The sequence below is a fragment of the Sphingomonas sp. SphC10 genome, from assembly GCF_057004845.1.
Genome location: NZ_CM168044.1, coordinates 2,093,859 through 2,113,099 on the forward strand (window position 1 = coordinate 2,093,859; position 19,241 = coordinate 2,113,099).

The 19,241-nt window shown below is 65.2% G+C and carries 16 protein-coding genes; 9 read left to right on the forward strand and 7 right to left on the reverse strand.

From position 1 onward, the window contains the following. Positions 1-200 precede the first annotated feature (200 nt). From ACWKSV_RS09475 to ACWKSV_RS09485, 3 genes are all read left to right on the forward strand, one after another. A complete protein-coding gene (locus ACWKSV_RS09475; RefSeq protein ID WP_076717260.1) occupies positions 201-3,548 on the forward strand; it encodes a TonB-dependent receptor in 3,348 nt (1,115 codons plus the stop codon). A gap of 104 nt (positions 3,549-3,652) precedes the next feature. Beyond that, complete coding sequence (locus tag ACWKSV_RS09480; protein WP_172839688.1) at positions 3,653-4,792, forward strand: sensor histidine kinase; 1,140 nt, start codon at positions 3,653-3,655, stop codon at positions 4,790-4,792. Further along, on the forward strand, positions 4,789-5,586 hold the full coding sequence (locus tag ACWKSV_RS09485) for a LytR/AlgR family response regulator transcription factor (RefSeq protein WP_056431755.1): 798 nt from the start codon (positions 4,789-4,791) through the stop codon (positions 5,584-5,586). Before ACWKSV_RS09480 ends, ACWKSV_RS09485 begins: the two co-directional genes overlap by 4 nt. Positions 5,587-5,720: 134 nt before the next feature. Here ACWKSV_RS09485 and queE read toward each other — a convergent pair whose 3' ends face one another. The 3 genes from queE to ACWKSV_RS09500 form a co-directional block, all read right to left on the reverse strand. Beyond that, positions 5,721-6,353 (reverse strand): 7-carboxy-7-deazaguanine synthase, encoded by a 633-nt coding sequence (gene queE, locus ACWKSV_RS09490; RefSeq protein WP_191864540.1) that lies wholly within the window; start codon positions 6,351-6,353, stop codon positions 5,721-5,723. 4 nt (positions 6,354-6,357) lie between these two features. Further along, positions 6,358-7,053 (reverse strand): 7-cyano-7-deazaguanine synthase QueC, encoded by a 696-nt coding sequence (gene queC, locus ACWKSV_RS09495; protein ID WP_076718353.1) that lies wholly within the window; start codon positions 7,051-7,053, stop codon positions 6,358-6,360. A 211-nt stretch (positions 7,054-7,264) separates the two neighbouring features. Then, positions 7,265-8,116 (reverse strand): ABC transporter permease, encoded by an 852-nt coding sequence (locus ACWKSV_RS09500; RefSeq protein WP_056431909.1) that lies wholly within the window; start codon positions 8,114-8,116, stop codon positions 7,265-7,267. Between the two features lie 87 nt (positions 8,117-8,203). Here ACWKSV_RS09500 and ACWKSV_RS09505 point away from each other — a divergent pair, with 87 nt between their 5' ends. After that, positions 8,204-8,863, forward strand: a complete 660-nt coding sequence (locus ACWKSV_RS09505; RefSeq protein ID WP_076717264.1) for a GcrA family cell cycle regulator — start codon at positions 8,204-8,206, stop codon at positions 8,861-8,863. A gap of 186 nt (positions 8,864-9,049) precedes the next feature. On the opposite strand, the gene ACWKSV_RS09510 is transcribed toward ACWKSV_RS09505, so the two are convergent. Beyond that, positions 9,050-9,910, reverse strand: a complete 861-nt coding sequence (locus ACWKSV_RS09510) for an outer membrane protein (RefSeq protein ID WP_076717266.1) — start codon at positions 9,908-9,910, stop codon at positions 9,050-9,052. A gap of 152 nt (positions 9,911-10,062) precedes the next feature. Between ACWKSV_RS09510 and parE the strand changes: the two genes are divergently transcribed. From parE to hslO, 5 genes are all read left to right on the forward strand, one after another. Next, positions 10,063-12,042: a DNA topoisomerase IV subunit B gene (gene parE, locus ACWKSV_RS09515; protein WP_056431738.1), complete on the forward strand. Its 1,980-nt coding sequence runs from the start codon at positions 10,063-10,065 to the stop codon at positions 12,040-12,042. A 128-nt stretch (positions 12,043-12,170) separates the two neighbouring features. Next, on the forward strand, positions 12,171-13,292 hold the full coding sequence (locus tag ACWKSV_RS09520; RefSeq protein ID WP_076717268.1) for a hypothetical protein: 1,122 nt from the start codon (positions 12,171-12,173) through the stop codon (positions 13,290-13,292). Between the two features lie 94 nt (positions 13,293-13,386). Then, a complete protein-coding gene (locus ACWKSV_RS09525) occupies positions 13,387-14,577 on the forward strand; it encodes an aspartate aminotransferase family protein (protein WP_076717270.1) in 1,191 nt (396 codons plus the stop codon). Between the two features lie 53 nt (positions 14,578-14,630). Next, the gene (argF, locus tag ACWKSV_RS09530) at positions 14,631-15,566 is read left to right on the forward strand and encodes an ornithine carbamoyltransferase (protein ID WP_076717272.1); all 936 of its coding nucleotides are present in this window, start codon (positions 14,631-14,633) and stop codon (positions 15,564-15,566) included. A gap of 117 nt (positions 15,567-15,683) precedes the next feature. Next, positions 15,684-16,598: an Hsp33 family molecular chaperone HslO gene (hslO, locus tag ACWKSV_RS09535; RefSeq protein ID WP_076717274.1), complete on the forward strand. Its 915-nt coding sequence runs from the start codon at positions 15,684-15,686 to the stop codon at positions 16,596-16,598. A 165-nt stretch (positions 16,599-16,763) separates the two neighbouring features. Here the strand turns inward: hslO and ACWKSV_RS09540 are convergent, their stop codons facing one another. From ACWKSV_RS09540 to ACWKSV_RS09550, 3 genes are read right to left on the reverse strand one after another with little or no spacing between them, the layout of a single operon-like run. Continuing rightward, positions 16,764-17,543 carry a LysR family transcriptional regulator gene (locus ACWKSV_RS09540; RefSeq protein WP_076717276.1) on the reverse strand — a complete coding sequence of 260 codons (780 nt, stop codon included), beginning with the start codon at positions 17,541-17,543 and terminating at the stop codon, positions 16,764-16,766. Further along, positions 17,540-17,938: a Co2+/Mg2+ efflux facilitator ApaG/CorD gene (gene apaG, locus ACWKSV_RS09545; RefSeq protein WP_056431721.1), complete on the reverse strand. Its 399-nt coding sequence runs from the start codon at positions 17,936-17,938 to the stop codon at positions 17,540-17,542. The genes ACWKSV_RS09540 and apaG overlap by 4 nt, the downstream gene beginning before the upstream one ends. Continuing rightward, entirely contained in the window at positions 17,935-19,143 is a 1,209-nt protein-coding gene (locus tag ACWKSV_RS09550) for a trans-sulfuration enzyme family protein (protein ID WP_076718357.1), read from the reverse strand. Before ACWKSV_RS09550 ends, apaG begins: the two co-directional genes overlap by 4 nt. Positions 19,144-19,241 lie beyond the last annotated feature (98 nt).

Sequence of the window (19,241 nt, forward strand, 5' to 3'; positions counted from 1 at the left end):
TCGAATGAAGGCTATACGGCTGTTACCGCTCCCATAACCGTTGCCAAACTGCAACGCCTGCCAACGGAGTGAAAGCCCCCCTGTCCCCGCCCCGTTCTTTGTAACATAACGGCAATGTTCGTAGCGCAGGGCACGCTCAACCGAGCCGCACAAGCGGCCGGAACGCGCCGCTTCGCGCGCGAAAAGGGGACCTTTAATTTATGCGTAATTCGCTTTTCCTGGGCGCGGCCGTCGTCGCGCTCGCCATTCCGGCGGCGGCTGCCGCACAGGAAACGACGTCGTCGATCCGCGGCAACGTGACCGCCAACGGCGCGCCGGTCGCAGGCGCGACGATCACCATCGTCAACGTTCCCTCGGGCACCACGACCTCGACGGTTTCGGGTGCGGACGGTTCGTTCTCGTCGACCGGCCTGCGCGTCGGCGGGCCTTTCACCGTCACCGTCTCGGCTCCCGGCTACCCGGAAACCCGCGTCACGGACATCTTCACCGTGACCAGCCTTCCCTATGAACTGCCGGTCGAGCTGGCCGCTGAGGGACAGACGGGCGGCGACATCGTTGTGACGGCTTCGTCGATCGCGGGTGCGGGCAGCAAGAGCCTGGGTCCGGTTACCGTGCTGACCGCCGCCGACATCGCCAAGGTGGCCAGCGTCAATCGCGACATCCGCGATCTGATGCGCCGCGATCCCTTCGCACGCCTCGACTATGCCTCGGGTTCGGGCCGCGCCGTCTCGTTCGCCGGTCAGAATGCGCGCTTCAACCGCTTCTCGGTGGACGGCGTGCCGATCACCGACAATTTCGGCCTGAACCCCGACGGCCTGCCGACCCGCCGCAGCCCCGTGCCGCTGGATGCCATCGGCCAGTTCCAGACCAAGGTCGCGCCCTATGACGTGCGCGAAGGCAATTTCCAGGGCGGCGCGATCAATGCCATCCTGAAGTCCGGTACCAACAGCTTCCACGGCACCGGCTTCTACTCCTATTCGTCGAACAAGCTGACCGGCAACGAAACCAAGGCGGGTCCTGGCGTTCCCGACGGCCGCGTCACGCTGCCCCCCTTCAAGATCCAGAATTTCGGCGCCGAACTGTCGGGTCCGATCATCAAGGACAAGCTGTTCTTCATGGTCGCCGGTGAGCGCATCCGCGCTGGCACCCCGATCGTCGAGGGCACGGCCGAGAACAATGCGGGCACGGTCATCCCGAATATCGGTGGCGCCAATGGCCTGCTGACCAATGCCGTCGTCGATCAGATTTCGGCGATCGCGAAGTCGCGCTATAACTATAACACCGGCGGCATCCTGAACAATTCGCAGGACAGCGACGACCGTCTGACCGCACGTATCGACGCCAACCTGTCCGACACGCAGCGCGCGTCGCTGACCTATCTCTACACCAAGGACTCGATCCGCTATAATCAGAACACCACGGTCACCGGGCCGGGTCTGGGCCTGGAATCGAACGGCTATACTGGCAGCAATCGCCTGCATACCGGCGTGTTCCAGCTGAACAGCGACTGGTCGGACGAATTCTCGACCGAATTCCGCGCTTTCTACAAGGACTATAAGCGCGGCCAGGATCCGGTTCTGGGTCGCGGCTTCGCCCAGTTCCAGGTTTGCGCGGCACCGGATTCGGATCGTTCCAACCCCGGATCGGCGGGGTCGAATGCGTCGACCACCTGCGCGCCCGGCTATGCCTCGATCTATTTCGGCCCGGACATCTCGCGCCAGTCGAACGCGCTGACCAGCCGCACCTATGGCGGCTTGCTCCAGGGTCGCCTGAACCGCGACAATCATGACCTGCGTATCTTTGCCGATTTCCAGGACACGAAGATCGTCAACGTCTTCCTGCAGCGTTCGGCGGGCGACTATTATTTCGACTCGATTGCCGATTTCCAGGCGGGCAATGCCCAGCGCCTGCGCTATCAGAATGCGGTTCCCAGCCTGAACCCGATCGATGCGGCAGCCCGTTTCCGTTATCAGTCCTATGCCTTTGGTATTCAGGACAATTGGCGGATCACCGACTGGTTCAGCCTGGATTACGGCATCCGCTATGACGTCTATGGCGGCCACAGCCGTCCGGCGTTCAACCAGACGTTCTTTAACCGCCTCGGCTATGCGAACACCGCCTATATCAGTGGTCGCGGCATCGCCCAACCGCGTATCGGCTTCGAACTGCGTCCTACCAAGGATCTGTCGGTTCGCGGCGGCGTCGGCATCTTCTCGGGCGGCTCGCCGGACGTCTATGTCTCGAACAGCTTCTCGAACACCGGCTTCCTGTCGAACACCATCGACATTCGTCAGAACAATGACGGCAGCTATGCGGGCACCGGCCTGCCGGCTGGGGTCGGTGCAGCGGCACTGACCAACGTCAACGGCACCCAGATCCCAGGCGTCGTGAACAACTATCTGAACGCAGGCACGATCTCGTCGACCTCGCCGACCAATGCGCTGAGCCCCAACTTCAAGCTGCCGTCGCAGTGGCGTTCGACCCTGTCGTTCGACTATGCGCCGGAAGTGCTGGGCGGGTTCAACTTCGGTGCCGACTTCTTCTACTCCAAGGTACGCAACCAGGTGTTCTTCACCGATGCGCGCGTCGTGCCGACTGCGTTGCGTACGCCCGATGGCCGCGTCCGCTATGCGTCGTTGACCTCGTTCGGCGACACCAACTCGGACATCATCCTGACCAACACCACCCGTGGCCGCAGCTACATCGCGGTGGCGCGTGTCGATAAGACCTTCGATCTGGGCCTGAACCTGGGTGCCAGCTTCACCTATCAGGACATCAAGGATCAGGCCCCGGCCACCTCGTCGACCGCCAATTCTAACTACAGCAACGGCGCGTTCCTGGATCCGAACGGTGCGGCCTATGGCATCTCGAACGAGCAGGTGAAGTACAACATCAAGTACAACCTGACCTTCGAGCGCGCCTTCTTCGGCGACTACAAGACCACCTTTGCGCTGTTCGGTGAAACCCGCATCGGCCGTCCGTACAGCTGGACCATGCAGGACGCCTCGAACCAGCGCAGCCCGGTCTTCGGGACGATCGGTTCGTCCAGCCGTTATCTGCTGTACGTACCGACCGGTCTGGACGATGCGCGCGTGTCGTATGACAGCCCTGAAACGCGTGACACTTTCAACGCGCTGGTCAATTCGACGGGTCTATCGAAGTATCGTGGCCAGATCGCGCCGCGCAACGCGTTCAATTCCAAGTGGTTCACCAAGATCGATCTGCACTTGGCGCAGGAAGTCCCGACGGGTCTGGGCGCATCGCGCATCCAGGTCTTCATGGACATCGAGAACTTCGCGAACCTGCTCAACAAGAAATGGGGTCAGCTGCGTCAGTACAGCTTCCCGTATACGCAGGCGGCGGTGCGCGTGCAGTGTCTGACCGCACCGGTCGCCACGGGCGTAACAAACAACGCAGCGGTCGCCACCAACTCGGGCCAAGCCTGCGCCCAGTATCGCTATCTGGCACCGAACACGACGCCCACCGACACCATTTCGTCGCAGGAGTCGCTCTACCAGATCCGCATCGGCGCGCGCTTCACCTTCTAAGGCGAAGCGCGGCGGCCTTCGGGCTGCGGGGCCGTCCCTCCTTCGGGAGGGGCGGCCCTTCTTTTTTGCCCTTCCCCCACAGGCCGTGTAGATGTCGCCCGGCCATGGCCAGTCATTCGCCCGCCGCGACGTCCCCCGCTTCGCCCCCCGCCTCCGATCCCCTGTCGGTGCGACCGTTTTTCGAGAACAAGGCGCGTGCCTTCTGGACGCTGCAGGCGGCCGGGTGGTCGGGCTATCTGGTGCTGCGATCGGTGGTCGGCATCTCCAACGGCTTTTCGCTGGAGAAGATCATCCCCGTGATCATCGAGGCGATCCTGGGCTATTGCATCACCCTGCTGCTCTCGACGCTGTACGGCTATTACCGGCGCATTCCCCGTATCATGGGGGTGTTCCTGACGCTGGCGACGCTGGCGGCGGCGACGTTCCTGTACGCCGCGCTCAATGCCTTTTCCTTTTCGTTCATCACCACGACCCAGCCGGGCGTCACCGTCACCCTGCTGATCGGCAATCTGTTCATCACCTTCGTGGTGCTGGCGGGATGGTCGGCGCTGTATTTCGCGATCAACTATTATCTGATCGTCGAGAGCCAGATCGACGAGATGCGCGCCTTGGAGCTCCAGGCCTCGACCGCGCAGCTGGCGATGCTGCGCTATCAGCTGAACCCGCATTTCCTGTTCAACACGCTGAACTCGATCTCGACTTTGGTGCTGCTGAAACAGACCGAGCGCGCCAATGCGATGTTAAGCCGGCTGTCAGCCTTCCTCCGCTACACCCTGGCCAATGAGCCGACCGCGCATGTCACCGTGGCGCAAGAGGTTGAAACGCTGAAACTCTATCTCGAAATCGAAAAGATGCGCTTCGAAGACCGCCTGCGTCCCAGTTTCGAGATCGACCCGCGGGCGGAGCGCGCGCGCCTGCCCTCGCTGCTGCTGCAACCGCTGGTCGAGAATGCCATCAAATACGCCGTCACGCCGCAGGAGGAGGGCGCGGAAATCCGCGTCGATGTGCGACTGGTCGGGCAACGGGTGCGGATCGCCGTATCCGACACCGGCCCCGGCTTGCACGAGATCCGTCATTCCTCAAGCGTTTCGACCGGCGTTGGACTGTCCAATATCCGCGAACGGCTGGCCCAGGCTTATGGCCCGGACCATCGTTTCGAATCCCGCTCCGCGCCGGCTGGCGGATTCTCGGTGGAGATCGAGATCCCCTTCCAGCTTGAGAATGTGAACAGAGAGGCCGCATGACCATCCGTACCATCCTCGTCGACGACGAGCCCCTGGCGATCCAGGGCATGGAGCTTCGGCTCCAGGCGCACGACGACGTCGAGATCATCGAGCGTTGCTCGAACGGGCGCGAGGCGATCCGCGCGATCAAGACGCACAAACCCGACCTCGTTTTTCTCGACATCCAAATGCCCGGTTTCGACGGCTTTTCGGTGGTCCAGGGCCTGATGGAGGTCGAGCCGCCGCTGTTCGTCTTCGTCACCGCCTATTCCGACCACGCCCTGCGTGCGTTCGAGGCGCAGGCGGTCGACTATCTGATGAAGCCGGTCGAGGAGGCGCGTCTCGCCGATACGCTCGACCGGGTTCGCCAGCGCCTGAACGAGAAGCGCGGCGCGGGTGAGGTCGAGAAGCTGAAGGAAGTGCTCGCCGAACACGCCCCCGACGCGGTGACCGACCTGAGCGAGGGCGGCGAAGTGGCGTCGAGCCGGTTCGAAAAGCTCATCAACATCAAGGATCGCGGCCAAATCTTCCGCGTCGATGTCGACACGATCGAAATGATCGAGGCGGCGGGCGACTACATGGTCATCAACACCGGCGACAATTCGCTGGTCCTGCGCGAGACGATGAAGGACCTAGAAAAGCGACTCGATCCGCGCCGTTTCCAGCGGGTGCACCGCTCGACCATCGTGAACCTGGACCTGGTGAAGCAGGTGAAGCCGCACACCAATGGCGAATGCTTCCTGCTGCTCGAATCGGGCGCGCAGGTGAAGGTGTCACGCAGCTACCGCGACGTGGTGGCGCGGTTCGTTCACTGATAACCGATTCCTCCCCTGCAAGGGGAGGTGGCAGGCCAAAGGCCTGACGGAGGGGTGTCCCGCTATCGAGGGCGGGGATACCCCTCCCCCATGCTACGCATGGTCCCCCTCCCCTTACAGGGGAGGAATGAGGATTACCGCAACCCCAGCATCTTGTGGGTTTGCAGCGTCAGCCGCCAGCGCGGCCGTTCCATCACCATCGCAATGCACGCCTCGCGATTTGCATCCGCCTGCGGATCGTCGAGCGGCTGGAGCAGGTGGTTCGCGAAGTCCCATCCCTCGACCTCGGCCGGGTCGGTTCCCGCCTGTGGCCAGACGAGCTTCAATTCCTGCCCCGAACGCTGGACGACGTCAGACCCCGCCTTGGGACTGATGCACACCCAGTCGATGCCCGGATGCGCTGCGATCGTCCCGTTGCTCTCGATCGCGATGAAGAAGCCCGCCGCGTGCAGGCTGTCGACCAACGCATCGTCGACCTGGAGCATCGGCTCGCCCCCGGTCAGCACGACGAAGCGCTCGCCCCGCGACTCGCCCCAGAAAGCCTCGACCGCTGCGACCAGCGCCGCCGCGTCCGCAAAGCGCCCGCCGCCCAGACCATCGACCCCGACGAAATCGGTGTCGCAGAAGCGGCAGATCGCGCTCGCCCGGTCCTGCTCGCGACCGGACCACAGATTGCAACCGGCAAAGCGCACGAACACCGCGCGCCGCCCGGCCTGCACGCCCTCGCCCTGGAGCGTCAGGAACATTTCCTTGACGGCATAGCTCATCGGCTCAGCCCTGCGGTTTGACCGCATAGGCGGTGGGATCGGGGATGCCCGCTTCCTCGAAACCGCGCGAACGCAGACGGCAGCTGTCGCATTCGCCGCAATGCAGCCCCTCGGGCGTCGGGTCGTAACAGGACCAGCTGATCCCCATATCGACGCCCAACCGCGTGCCTTCGCGCACGATATCCGCCTTGGTCATGTGCTGGAGCGGCGCATGGATCTTGAACGGCTGGCCCTCGACGCCGGCCTTGGTCGCGATCTCGGCCAGCCCCTCGAACGCGGCGATGAATTCGGGACGGCAATCGGGATAGCCCGAATAGTCGAGCGCGTTCACGCCGATGAACAGGTCGCGCGCGCCCGCCGCCTCGGCCCAGCCGAGTGCGAGGCTGAGGAAGATCGTATTGCGCGCAGGCACATAGGTGACGGGGATACCCGGCTGAACGCCGTCCTTGGGCACGTCGATATCGGCGGTCAGCGCAGAGCCGCCAAAAGCCGACAGATCGAGCGGCAGGACGATGTGGTGCTCGGCACCCAGCGCCTCGGCGACTCGCGCGGCGGCGGCCAGTTCGACCTTGTGGCGCTGGTTATAGTCCACCGAAAGCGCGAGCACGCGATAGCCGGCGGCCTTGGCCGAAGCAGCGGAAATCATCGAGTCCAGCCCGCCCGAAACGAGCACGACCGCCATGGGAGCAGAAGATGTCATGATGGGGCCGATCGCTACGCCCATTGGCGCGCGGTTGCAATGGTGCGTTGGGGCCGAGCTTCAGGGCGGCAAGAAAGGGCGGGACCGAAAGATCAGTCCCGCCAAGGACCTGACCGGGCATGCTGGAACCCGGGCGAGGGAGAATTCCGCTACTGAAGCAGAACCTCCGTTTAGCATCCCGATGGTTAAAAAACCGAAAAGCCGATCCGTTTCAGTTCTTCAATTTCCAGCCCTTGCGCAGCAGGACGTAGCACAGGACCGCCATTACGATGTCGATGCCGAGCACGACGAACCCGCCCAGCGTCACCGGCGAGTCGGCAAGACCCAGGAAACCATAGCGGAAGCCCGAGATGACGTAGAAGAACGGGTTGGCATGGCTGATCGCGCGGAACGCCGGGGCGAGGCCATCGACCGAATAAAAGGTGCCGGACAACAGCGACAGCGGCACGACGACGAAATTGGTCACGGCCGCCGCATGGTCGAACTTCTCCGCCCAGATCGAGGTCAGCACGCCCAGCAGCGCCAGGAAGACCGAGCCCAGCAGGCCGAACCACAGCACCGCGAACAGCGCGTGCGGCGTGACATGCACCCCCGGCCAGATCGCCATCGCGGCCCACACCGTCACCCCGACCAGCACGGCGCGCGTCACCGCGCCGCCGACCAGGGCGGCCAGCAGCTCGGCGGTGGAGAGCGGCGGCATCAGATAATCGACGATCGTGCCCTGGATCTTGCCGACCAGCAGCGAGAAGCTGGCATTGGCGAAGGCATTGTTCATCATGCCCATCACGATCAGGCCCGGCGCGATGAAATCGGCGAACGGCACCTGCATCCCCGCGACCGGCACGGCGTGGCGACCGCCCAGGGCGGTGGTGAAAATGATGAGGTAAAGCAGCGTCGTGACCGACGGCGCCCAGATCGTCTGGAGCTGCACCTTGAAGAAACGGCGCACCTCCTTGATATAGAGGGTTCTGAGGCCGCCCCAGTTGATGTTCCGAATGACGGGCTCACCGGGGGCGGCACGCACCGCCGAGTGGATTTCACCGAGGGGGGGCTGGCTGCTCATCGCCATAGCGCGTAACGGTTGCCGTGGCCGCCCGCAACCCGGTACGATGACTGGCGGTTGCGATGATGAAGTGAGGAAAGGTTTCGAATGTCGTGGACCGATGAGCGGATCGATACGCTCAGGACGATGTGGGAGGCGGGACAGACCGCCAGCCAGATCGCCGAAGCACTGGGCGGGGTCAGCCGCAACGCGGTGATCGGCAAGGCGCACCGCCTGGGCCTGCAGGCGCGCCCGTCGCCGGTGAAGGCCAATGAGCCCGCCGCGGCTCCTGCCCCCGAGCCGGTGGTCGCGGCCGCTCCGCCGCCGCCCCCGCCCGCGCCGGAACCCGAGCCCGAGCCTTCGCCCTTCGTGGCCGAGGAGGAACCGGACGCAGAGGTCGAAGCCGAACCCGCCAAGGCGCGCGAGCCGCAGCCGATCCTGCGGTCGGTCGGCCCCGGCGGCTTCGTCCGTCAGTCGCCCGGCGAGCAGCAGCCCCCGCCCTCGCCCGCGCCGCCGCGCCGTCTGGTGCCCGCCAAGCCGAGCCCCGAAATGGCGGGCAAGACCTCGCTGCTCGACCTGAACGACCGCATCTGCAAATGGCCGATCGGCCATCCGGGTGAGCCGGACTTCCACTTCTGCGGCGACAAGGTGAATCCGGGCTTCCCATATTGCGTCGCGCATTGCGGCCATGCCTATCAGGCGCAGCTGCCCCGCCGCGACCGCCGCCCGCCGCCGCCTTTGCCCTTTGGCGGCCCGCGCGTCCGCTGATTCGGGTCTGACAAGAAAAGCCCGCCGGTTTCACGACTGGCGGGCTTTTTCGTGGCTCGTGCAGTCCCGTCGGCTTCGCTCGGCCTGAATGGAATTTGGGGAAAATTCCCCTAAGCCGTTCGCACCGAGCGAAGTCGAGGTGCACGCCCCGCCACTTTCTTCAAGCGACAGAGCGCGCCCCTCACATCAGAACCGGAACGCCGCCGTCGCGCGCAGCGAGTGCCAGCGGAATTTGTCGTCCGACCGCCGGATATCCGTGCCGCTGGTGTTCGGTGCCAGCACGAACGGATTGGTCGCAGGCGCCGACCCTTGCGTCACCCGGACGCGCGTGTCGTCGTCGCGATACTGGTGGTACATATATTCCATGCCGATCGAGAAGTTGCGCCCGATCTTCTGCTCGATACCGCCGCCGCCGAGGAAGCCGAACTGGTTGCGCTTGCCGCTGAGGGCAAAGGCGTTGGATCCGTTCGAGGTCGCGAACTCGCGGTTGATCCGGGCATAGCCGCCGCCGAACGTGCCGTAGAACAGCGTGTTGTTCGCGGCATAACCCGCGCGACCGCGGACCGAGGCTTCCCAGTCGATGCTGCGCGTAAACGTGTACCAGGCCGGGGTCGTCGAGAAGGCCGAAACGCTGTCGGTGATTTCCGACTTACCGAACTCGCCGACCACGCCGTACACGATGTTGCCAACCTGATGGTCGGCACCGACGCGGCCATAATAGGCGATGCCGTCCTTGTCGTTGTCGCACCCGGTGGCGGCATTTTGCGGCGACAGAACGCTGCGCGCGCGGCCGTTGCAGAAACCCGGCGAGAAGGCATTGGCGCCGGTCGAGGTCGTCACGACATCGCCGAATCGCCCGTCCAAATTGCGGTCGAACAGGAAGCGCGAGCCGACATCATTGGGCTGCACGTCATAACCGAAGCTGCCGCCGACATAGACGCCGGAGAAGGGCGCATCGTCCTCACCCGCATAGGTGCCGTCCTGCGCCATGGCCGGCGCGGCGATCAGCGCCGAGGCCATGGCCCCCGCCATCCAGAATTTCATCATTATCACTCCCGTACCCTTGGCATAAAGGTAACGGGCTAACGGTCCGGCCCCGTGGAAATATCCCACGTTAGAATATCGGCAAAGCTTTGTTGCATTTGCGCAACGCGCCACGAAGCTGGCGCAAGCGCTCCGGAAGCCCTATAGTTCCCGTTATGTCCAATGATCTGTTCGCGGGCGGCGCCCGCTCCCAGCCCGCTTATGACGCCTCCTCGATCGAGGTGCTCGAGGGGCTGGAGCCGGTTCGTCGTCGCCCGGGCATGTATATCGGCGGCACCGACGAGCGCGCGCTGCATCACCTGGCGGCCGAAGTCCTCGACAATGCGATGGACGAGGCGGTGGCGGGCCACGCCACCCGGATCGAGGTGAAGCTGGAACCGGGCAACCGCCTGACCATCGTCGACAATGGGCGCGGCATTCCGGTCGATCCGCATCCCAAATTCCCCGACAAGTCGGCATTGGAGGTGATCCTTTCGACGCTCCACTCGGGCGGCAAGTTCACCGGCAAGGCCTATGCGACCTCGGGCGGTCTGCACGGCGTCGGCATCTCGGTGGTCAACGCCCTGTCGTCCGACACGGTGGTCGAGGTGGCACGCGAGCGTGTCCTCTATCGCCAGCGTTTTGCGAAAGGCGCGACGCTGGGTCCGCTGGAGACCGTAGGCGCCGCCCCCAACCGGCGCGGCACCAGCGTCGCCTTCACGCCGGATACCGAGATTTTCGGGCCCGAACTGCACTTCAAACCCGCGCGGCTGCACAAGCTGGTCCGGTCCAAGGCCTATCTGTTCGCGGGCGTCGAAATACGCTGGCACTGCGCGGCCGAATTGATCACCGACGACACCCCCGCCGATGCGGTCTTCCAGTTCCCCGGCGGTCTGGCCGATCATCTCAAGGAGCAGATCGGCGGACGCGAATGCGCGACGGCCGATTTCTTTTCGGGCAATCAGGACTTCCCGGCCGAACAGGGTCGCGTCGAATGGGCGGTCGCCTGGCCGCTCTGGAGCGACGGCAGCTATAGCTGGTATTGCAACACCATCCCGACCCCCGATGGCGGCACGCACGAACAGGGCCTGCGCCAGGCGCTGGTCCGGGGCCTTCGCGCGTTCGGCGAGCTGGTGAATCAGAAAAAGGCCAAGGACATCACAGCCGACGACGTGATGGTCGGCTCCGAACTGATGCTCTCGGTCTTTATCCGCGAACCGCAATTCCAGAGCCAGACCAAGGACCGCCTGACCAGCCCGGAAGCCGCCGGACTGGTCGAAAAGGCGGTGCGCGACCATTTCGACCATTATCTGTCGGCGAACATGGATCGCGGCAAGGCGCTGCTCGGCTATGTGCTCGACCGGATGGACGAGCGGCTGCGCCGCAAGGCCGAGCGCGAGGTCAAGCGCAAGACCGCGACGTCGGCCCGCAAGCTGCGCCTACCCGGCAAGCTGACCGACTGTTCGGCCGACAGCCCCGAGGGCACCGAGCTGTTCATCGTCGAGGGCGACTCGGCAGGCGGCTCGGCGAAGCAGGCGCGCGACCGCAAGACGCAGGCGATCCTGCCGATCCGTGGCAAGATCCTCAACGTCGCCAGCGCCACCTCGACCAAGATCCTGCAAAATCAGGAAATCGCCGACCTGACGCTGGCCATGGGCTGCGGCACCCGCAAGGATTGCGACCCGACCCAGCTGCGCTACGAAAAGATCGTCATCATGACCGACGCCGACGTGGACGGCGCGCATATCGCCACGCTGTTGATGACCTTCTTCTTCCAGGAAATGCCCGATCTGGTGCGGCGCGGACATCTCTACCTCGCCCAGCCGCCGCTCTATCGCCTGACGGTCGGCGCGAAGTCGCTCTACGCCCGCGACGACGCCCACCGCGCCGAGCTGGAGCGCACCGCGTTCAAGGGCAAGAAGGTCGACGTCGCGCGCTTCAAGGGCCTGGGCGAGATGAACCCCGGCCAGCTGCGCGAAACCACGATGGACCCCGCGACCCGCAGCCTGATCCGCATCACCCTGCCCCAGGAATATGAGGAACGCGCGGGCGTAAAGGACCTGGTCGACCGGCTGATGGGCAACAACCCGGCACACCGCTTCGCCTTTATCCAGGAAAATGCGGCAAGGTTGGACGAAGAGGTTATCGACGCCTGAGGATTGGTGCCCCGATCCACAATTTGTAACTTGCACGACCGGCGATATCGGTACGAATATTCTTCTCCCATCCGGCGTTTATCATTCGGCCGACCCGCGTCGGCACGCTGGGAGAAGGAATTCGTCCGATGATCCTGCTGACGCTGCTTCTGCAATCACAGTTTAGCCTGCCCATTCCGGTCGACAATGGACCGACCGTCGTCGTGACGGCGGACAGCCTGTCGGCGACCAAAAAGGCGCTCGCGGATTGCCTGGCCCAACGATGCCCGCCCAAGGAGGATATCGCCCGGTCGCTCGCCTATGCCGAGATGCAGTTTCTGACCGGTGATTATGAGGCCAGCTACCGAACGTTGCTGTCGTCGCGCGGTCGCAACAGCCGTTATGACTCGGAGCTTCCCAAGGAGGTTGCCGATCTCCACCGCGCCACCAGCCGCCTGGCCCGGCTGAACGGCGTTCCGATCAACCCCCGGGTCAACGCCGCCGACGCGGTCTATGCCCTTCGTGCAGGGCTGCCCGCGAACGACCCCGCCATCCTGGCCCAACGTCTGGAGGTGGGTGACGAACTGGCCCGCGAAGGGCGTGCGGAAGGGGCGTTCCAGCATTATGACTGGGTGGCACGCGAGGCGGAGAAGATTGGCGATTTCAATCTGGTAGGGCAGTCCTACCTCCGCTCGGCGGTACTTCAGAGCGCACTGGGTTCGCTCTATCCCGAATATCGGACGCGCGCACGGGACATGGCGGAGCGTATTCTGAACCGCCGCGAGCCCGAAATGCTGCCCTATCGCAATGCCGCTCGGGCGATCCAGATTCAGCTGGCCGATGAGAAGGATCGCGCGGCCTTGGCCGACCGGGTGATCGCGGAAATGGAACCGGGGCAGACCGGTCGTCAGATACTGGTCTTCTCTCCATCGATCCGGCAGGAAGAATTGCATGTCGGCTCCGCCCCGGGGCAGGAGAAAGCCAGCTTCATCGATTTCCGCTATCGGATCACGCCGGACGGGCATGTCGTGGACATCGCCCCCCAGAATATCAGCGACAAGCTGCCCGCTCAGTGGATCAAGGTGGTCGGCGAGAAACTGGCACTACGCCGCTATACGCCGCGCAGCGACGCCGACCCTGAAAAGGGCCAACGACTCGAGCGTTTCAGCATCGTGGCGCCCCAGGCCGCCTATAAGGGCTCCCGGATGCGCAGCCGGGCATCGACCTGGGAACTGAACACCTTCGATCTGACGGCCGACACCGCGAGCTGACGTCCCCGATGCGTTGACGCAAGGACGCAATAGCTCGTATGATCGGACTGGGCGGCCACCTGTGCCGCCCTTTGCTGTTTGAAGGAGACGTCCCGTGACCATCACCGCCCTGATGCCCGTTTACCCACGGTGCGGGGTGCGTCCGGTCCGAGGCGAGGGCGTCTATCTCTATGGCGAGGACGGCGAGCAGTATCTGGACTTCGCCGCCGGTATCGCGGTGAACGCGCTGGGCCATGGCCATCCGAAACTGGTCGACGCGATCGCCAAACAGGCCGCGACGCTGATGCATGTGTCGAACCTGTACGGCAGCCCGCAGGGTGAGCATTTCGCCCAGCGGTTGGTCGATTCGACCTTTGCCGACACGGTGTTCTTCACCAATTCGGGCGCCGAAGCCGTCGAGTGCGCGATCAAGACCGCGCGCCGCTATCACTTCGCCAATGGCAATCCGCAGCGTCATACGCTGATCACGTTCAACAACGCGTTCCATGGCCGGACGCTGGGCGCGATCTCGGCGACCAACCAGTCCAAGATGCGCGACGGGTTCGAGCCCCTGCTGCCGGGCTTTGCTTACGCGCCGTTCGACGATCTGGAAGCGGCGCTGGCGCTGATCGACGAGAACACCGCCGGTTTCCTGGTCGAGCCGATCCAGGGCGAAGGCGGCCTGCGTCCCGCCAGCATGGAGTTCCTCCAGGGCCTGCGCAAGGCGTGCGACGAGCATGGCCTGCTGCTGGTGCTGGACGAGGTGCAGTGCGGTTACGGCCGCACCGGCAAGTTCTTCGCGCATGAGCTGTACGGCGTGAAGCCTGACATCATGGCGGTCGCCAAGGGGATCGGCGGCGGCTTCCCGCTGGGTGCGTGCCTGGCGACCGAGGAAGCGGCCAAGGGCATGGTCGCGGGCACCCATGGCTCGACCTATGGCGGCAACCCGCTTGCCATGGCGGCCGGTGAAGCGGTGCTGGACGTGATCCAGGAGCCGGGCTTCCTCGAGCATGTCGAGGCGATGGGCCAGCGGCTGCGTTCGACGCTCGAGCAGATGATCCCGAACTTCGACCATCTGTTCGAGGAGGTTCGCGGTCACGGCCTGATGCAGGGTCTGAAGATGAAGAGCGACAGCCGCCGTTTCGTCGCGCATTGCCGCGACAACCACGGGCTGCTGCTGGTGGCGGCGGGCGAGAATGTCATCCGCATCCTGCCGCCGCTGGTCATCGACGAGAGCCACATCACCGAGTTCGCGACGAAGCTGTCGGACGCCGCGCGTGTCTACGTCCCCGCCGCCGACGATTGATGATCCCTGCCACCCCGGCGGCGGCAAACCGCCGGGGGACGGAGTATAGACCCATGACGATCCGCCACTTCCTGAACCTCGCTGACGCCGGTCCCGAGGGTGTGACCGCCATTCTGACCGATGCGCAGGCCCGCAAGGCCGCGCGTGCCGGTTTCACCAAGGGCCGCGTCGATGCCGATGCGCCGTTGACGGGCCATGTGCTCGCCATGGTGTTTGAGAAGAACTCGACCCGCACCCGCGTCAGCTTCGACATGGCGATCCGCCAGCTTGGCGGCACCTCGATCGTGCTCGATGCGGGCACGATGCAACTGGGGCGCGGCGAGACGATCGCCGACACCGCGCGCATCCTGTCGGGCTATACCGACGCGATCATGATCCGCACCGACGACCATGCCAAGGTCGAGGAAATGGCGCATTATGCATCCGTGCCGGTCATCAACGGCCTGACCGACCTGTCGCATCCGTGCCAGATCATGGCCGACCTGCTGACCGTGATCGAGGCGGGCAAGACTCTGTCGGGCATGAAGGTCGCCTGGCTGGGCGACGGCAACAACGTGCTGCACTCGATCGTCGAGGCGGGCGGGCTGCTCGGCTTCGACGTGGTTGCCGCCTGCCCCAACGGCTATCACCCCGAGCCCGGCACGCTAGAGCTGGGCAAGGGTCGCGCGACCTGCACCACTGATCCGCGCGCGGCGGTCGAGGGCGCGGACATCGTCGTCACCGACACCTGGATCTCGATGGGCCAGGCCCATGCCGAGGAAAAGCTGGCTGCGATGATGCCGTTCCAGGTCAATGCCGACCTCATGGCGCTGGCCAAGCCGGACGCCAAGTTCCTCCACTGCCTGCCTGCGCATCGCGACGAGGAAGTGACGTCGGACGTGATCGACGGCCCGCAGTCGTTGATCTGGCCGGAAGCGGAAAACCGACTCCATGCGCAGAAATCGGTGCTGCGCTGGTGCTTTGGTCAAGTGGGGGGCCAGATCGGTTGATCGCAGGCCGGGCCATACTATCTATGGAAAGGCCGGCGGGTTCGTCGGCCTTTTCTCTTTTCCCTGCCGCACTGGCATCATAGCGCCCGGCCTCCTCCGGAGCGTAAAGGCACGAGCATGACCGACATCACCCTGCCCGACCTCGACCGCGCGATCGGTTTCATCATTCCGGAGCATCATGCGCGCGGGCGGCTGGTACGGCTGGGCCCGGTGCTGGACGAGATTCTGGCGGCGCACGCCTATCCGCCCGCGATCGAGCGGCTGCTGGCCGAGGCGCTGACCCTGACCGCGCTGATGGGCGCGACGCTGAAGGACACCAGCGGTCAGTTGACCATCCAGACGCGCAGCGACAGCGGCGTGATCCGCCTGCTGGTGTGCGATTATCGCGGTGGCGAGCTGCGCGGCTATGTCCAGTATGACGAGGACCGGCTGGCCGAACTGCCCGCCGAACCGACGCTGTTCGCGCTGTTCGGTCAGGGTTATCTGGCGATTACCTTCGACCTGGCGATGACCGACGAACGCTATCAGGGCATCGTGCCGCTGGACGGCGATACCCTGTCGAGCGCCGCCGAGAGCTATTTCATCCAGTCGGAGCAGATCCCCAGCCTGCTGCGCGTCGGGATCAGCAAGGGGCCGGACGGGCGGACGGTCGCGGGCGGCCTGTTCCTCCAGCACCTGCCCGAGGGCGAGGAAGGGCGCGAGCGGCTGCACGTCAAGCTCGACCACCCGGAATGGGAGCATGTCCAGGCGCTGGGCCAGACGATGCAGGTCGAGGAACTGGCCGACGCCGCGCTGCCGCTGGAGACTTTGGTGTGGCGGCTGTTCAACGAGGAGCAGAATGTCCGCGTGTCGGAAAGCCCCGCCATCGTGCGCGGCTGCCGCTGCTCGGCGGAGTATATCGCCAGCGTCATCACGAAGTTCTCGGTCGAGGAACGGCGCGAGATGGCGGATGCCGATGGCCTGATCCAGGTCGACTGCGCCTTCTGCGCAAAGAAATTCCCGGTGCCCTTCGACGCCGCACCGGCGGCCTGAACCCTTATTCCTCCCCAAGCCATGCTTGGGGAGGGGGACCATGCGCAGCATGGTGGAGGGGCATTCCGTCCGGTGAAGCCCCTATATTTGCGATGGGAACCGGCCCCTCCACCACCAGCCTGCGGCTGGCGGTCCCCCTCCCCATCGGAGATGGGGAGGATTGGATCAGCCGCCCAGCGCCTCGACCAGCGCCTTGACCTTCTGCTGGCGCCATTGCGGCAGCGGGGCGACGAGCCAGTATCCCATGCGCGAGGGCACGGCCTCGCCGGTGGCGACCACCCGGCCCTCGGCCAGATCGCGTTCGGCGAGCAGTTGCGGCACGATCGCCCGCCCCAGCCCCGCCGCGACCGCGTCGATCGCCAGGCCTGCATCGGTGACGCGGACCAGCGGCGCGCCTTCTTCGGGCGCACCCGGCCAGGCGATCAGCGGCGCGTCCGCCGGACCGATGGGAATCATCCCGTCCGACTCGATCGCCTCGCCCTCCAGTCCGCCGGGTCCATCGCCCCAGCGGATGGCGAGGTCCAGATTGGCCTCGGTGAAGTCCAGCCCCTCGTCCGACGCGATCAGCGAGAAACGCAGGTCCGGGTCGCTTGCGGCAATGGCGGCGAGGCGCGGCATCAGCCACTTCTCCGTCACGTCGCGCGGGGCGGCGATGGTCAGCGACTTGGACGACTGGCCCGCCTGCATGGCGCGCACGGCATCCTCAAATTGCAGGAAACCGGCCCGCAGCGGCGCGAGGCCGGCCTCGGCTTCGGGGGTCAGTTCCAGCCCGCGTGTCGTGCGGCGGAACAGGACGACGCCCAGCGTATCCTCCAGCGCGCGGATCTGCTGCCCGACCGCCGCCGGGGTCACGGCCAGTTCGTCGGCGGCGCGGGTGAAGCTCAAATGGCGCGCGGCAGCGTCCAGCACGCGCAGGCCGTTGAGCGGCAGGTGTGTCCGCTTCATGTCTCCACCGCCGGGGCGATGAGCGCGAAATGCGGGATGGCCACGTCGAAGGTCACGCCGTCCGCACCGACCATGCGGTAACTGCCCTGCATCGCGCCGCTGGTCGTCGCGAGCGGGCAACCCGAGACATAGTCATAGGACGCGCCCGGCTGGATCACAGGCTGTTCGCCGACTACGCCCTCACCCTCGACCGAATGCCGCGCACCCCGCGCGTCGGTGATGATCCAGCGCCGGGTGAGAAGCTGCACCGGCTGGTCGCCCTCATTCTCGATGCGGACATGATAGGCCCAGAACCAGCGCCCGCGCTGCGGCTCGGACTGTTCGGGCAGATAGCTGACCGACACGCGGACCGTCACCGGCCCGGTGGTCAGCGCATGGGGGAAAAGCGCCTTCACAGACCCACGACGCGCAGCGCCTGGTCGAGATCGTCGATCAGGTCGTCCGCATCCTCCAGCCCGACATTCAGACGCAACATGCCCTCGCCGATGCCCATCTCGATCCGCTTGTCCTCGGCGACACCCGCATGGGTGGTCGAGGCGGGATGAGTCATCAGCGAGCGCGAGTCGCCGATATTGTTCGAGATGTCGATCAACTCCAGCGCGTCGAGCAGGCCATGCGCCTGTTCGCGGCCGCCATCGACTTCCAGCGCGAAGATGCTGCCGCCCGCCTTCATCTGGCGCATGGCGAGCTCGTGCTGCGGATGGCTGGGCAGCGCGGGGCACAGGACGCGCGGCACGCGGCCCTCCAGGAAGGTCGCGACCTTCAACGCCGATTCCGACTGGCGGTGGATACGCAGGTCCAGCGTCTCCAGCCCCTTCAGCACCACCCAGGCGTTGAACGCCGACAGGGTCGGGCCGGTGTTGCGGGTGAAGGGCAGCAGGGTGTTGGTGATGAAGTCCTCGGTCCCGCACACCGCGCCCGCCAGCACGCGCCCCTGCCCGTCCATCATCTTGGTGGCGGAATAGGCGGTCACGTCCGCACCGAAATCCATCGGCCGCTGGAGCGCCGGGGTCGCGAACGCATTGTCGACCACCGTGGTGATGCCGCGCTCGCGCGCGATGTCGCAGATCGCCTGAAGATCGGCCACGTCCATGGTCGGATTGGCGGGCGTCTCGAAGAAGAAGACCTTGGTCTCGGGCCGCACCGCATCCAGGAACGCCTGCGGGTCGCGCGCATCGACGACGGTGGTGGCGATGCCGAACTTCGGCAGCAGCGTGTCGGTCAGCCAGCGGCACGACCCGAACGCCGCACGCCCGCCGACCAGATGGTCGCCCGCCTGCAACTGGCAGAGCAGCACCGCGGTCATCGCCGCCATGCCCGACGCCATGGTGCGGCACGCCTCGGCACCTTCGAGCAGGGCGATGCGCTGTTCCAGCATCTCGACGGTCGGGTTCTGCAGGCGGGAATAGGTCATCCCCTCCTGCTCGCCCGCGAACCGGGCCGCCGCGTCCCCTGCCCGGTCGTAGCAATAGCCCGAGGTCAGGAAGAGCGCCTCGGAGGTTTCGCCATATTCCGACCGCGCGGTGCCGCCGCGCACGGCCTGCGTCGCGGGGCGCCATTGGGAGGTGATCGAACGGTCCTGGCCAGTCTTGCGCTTCATGCCCGTCCATTTGCCGGTCCGGGGGGCGGGGTTCAAGGATATTCGATCGCGCACCCGATATGTCAGCGTTACGCCAGCGGAACGGAAAACTGCCCGAT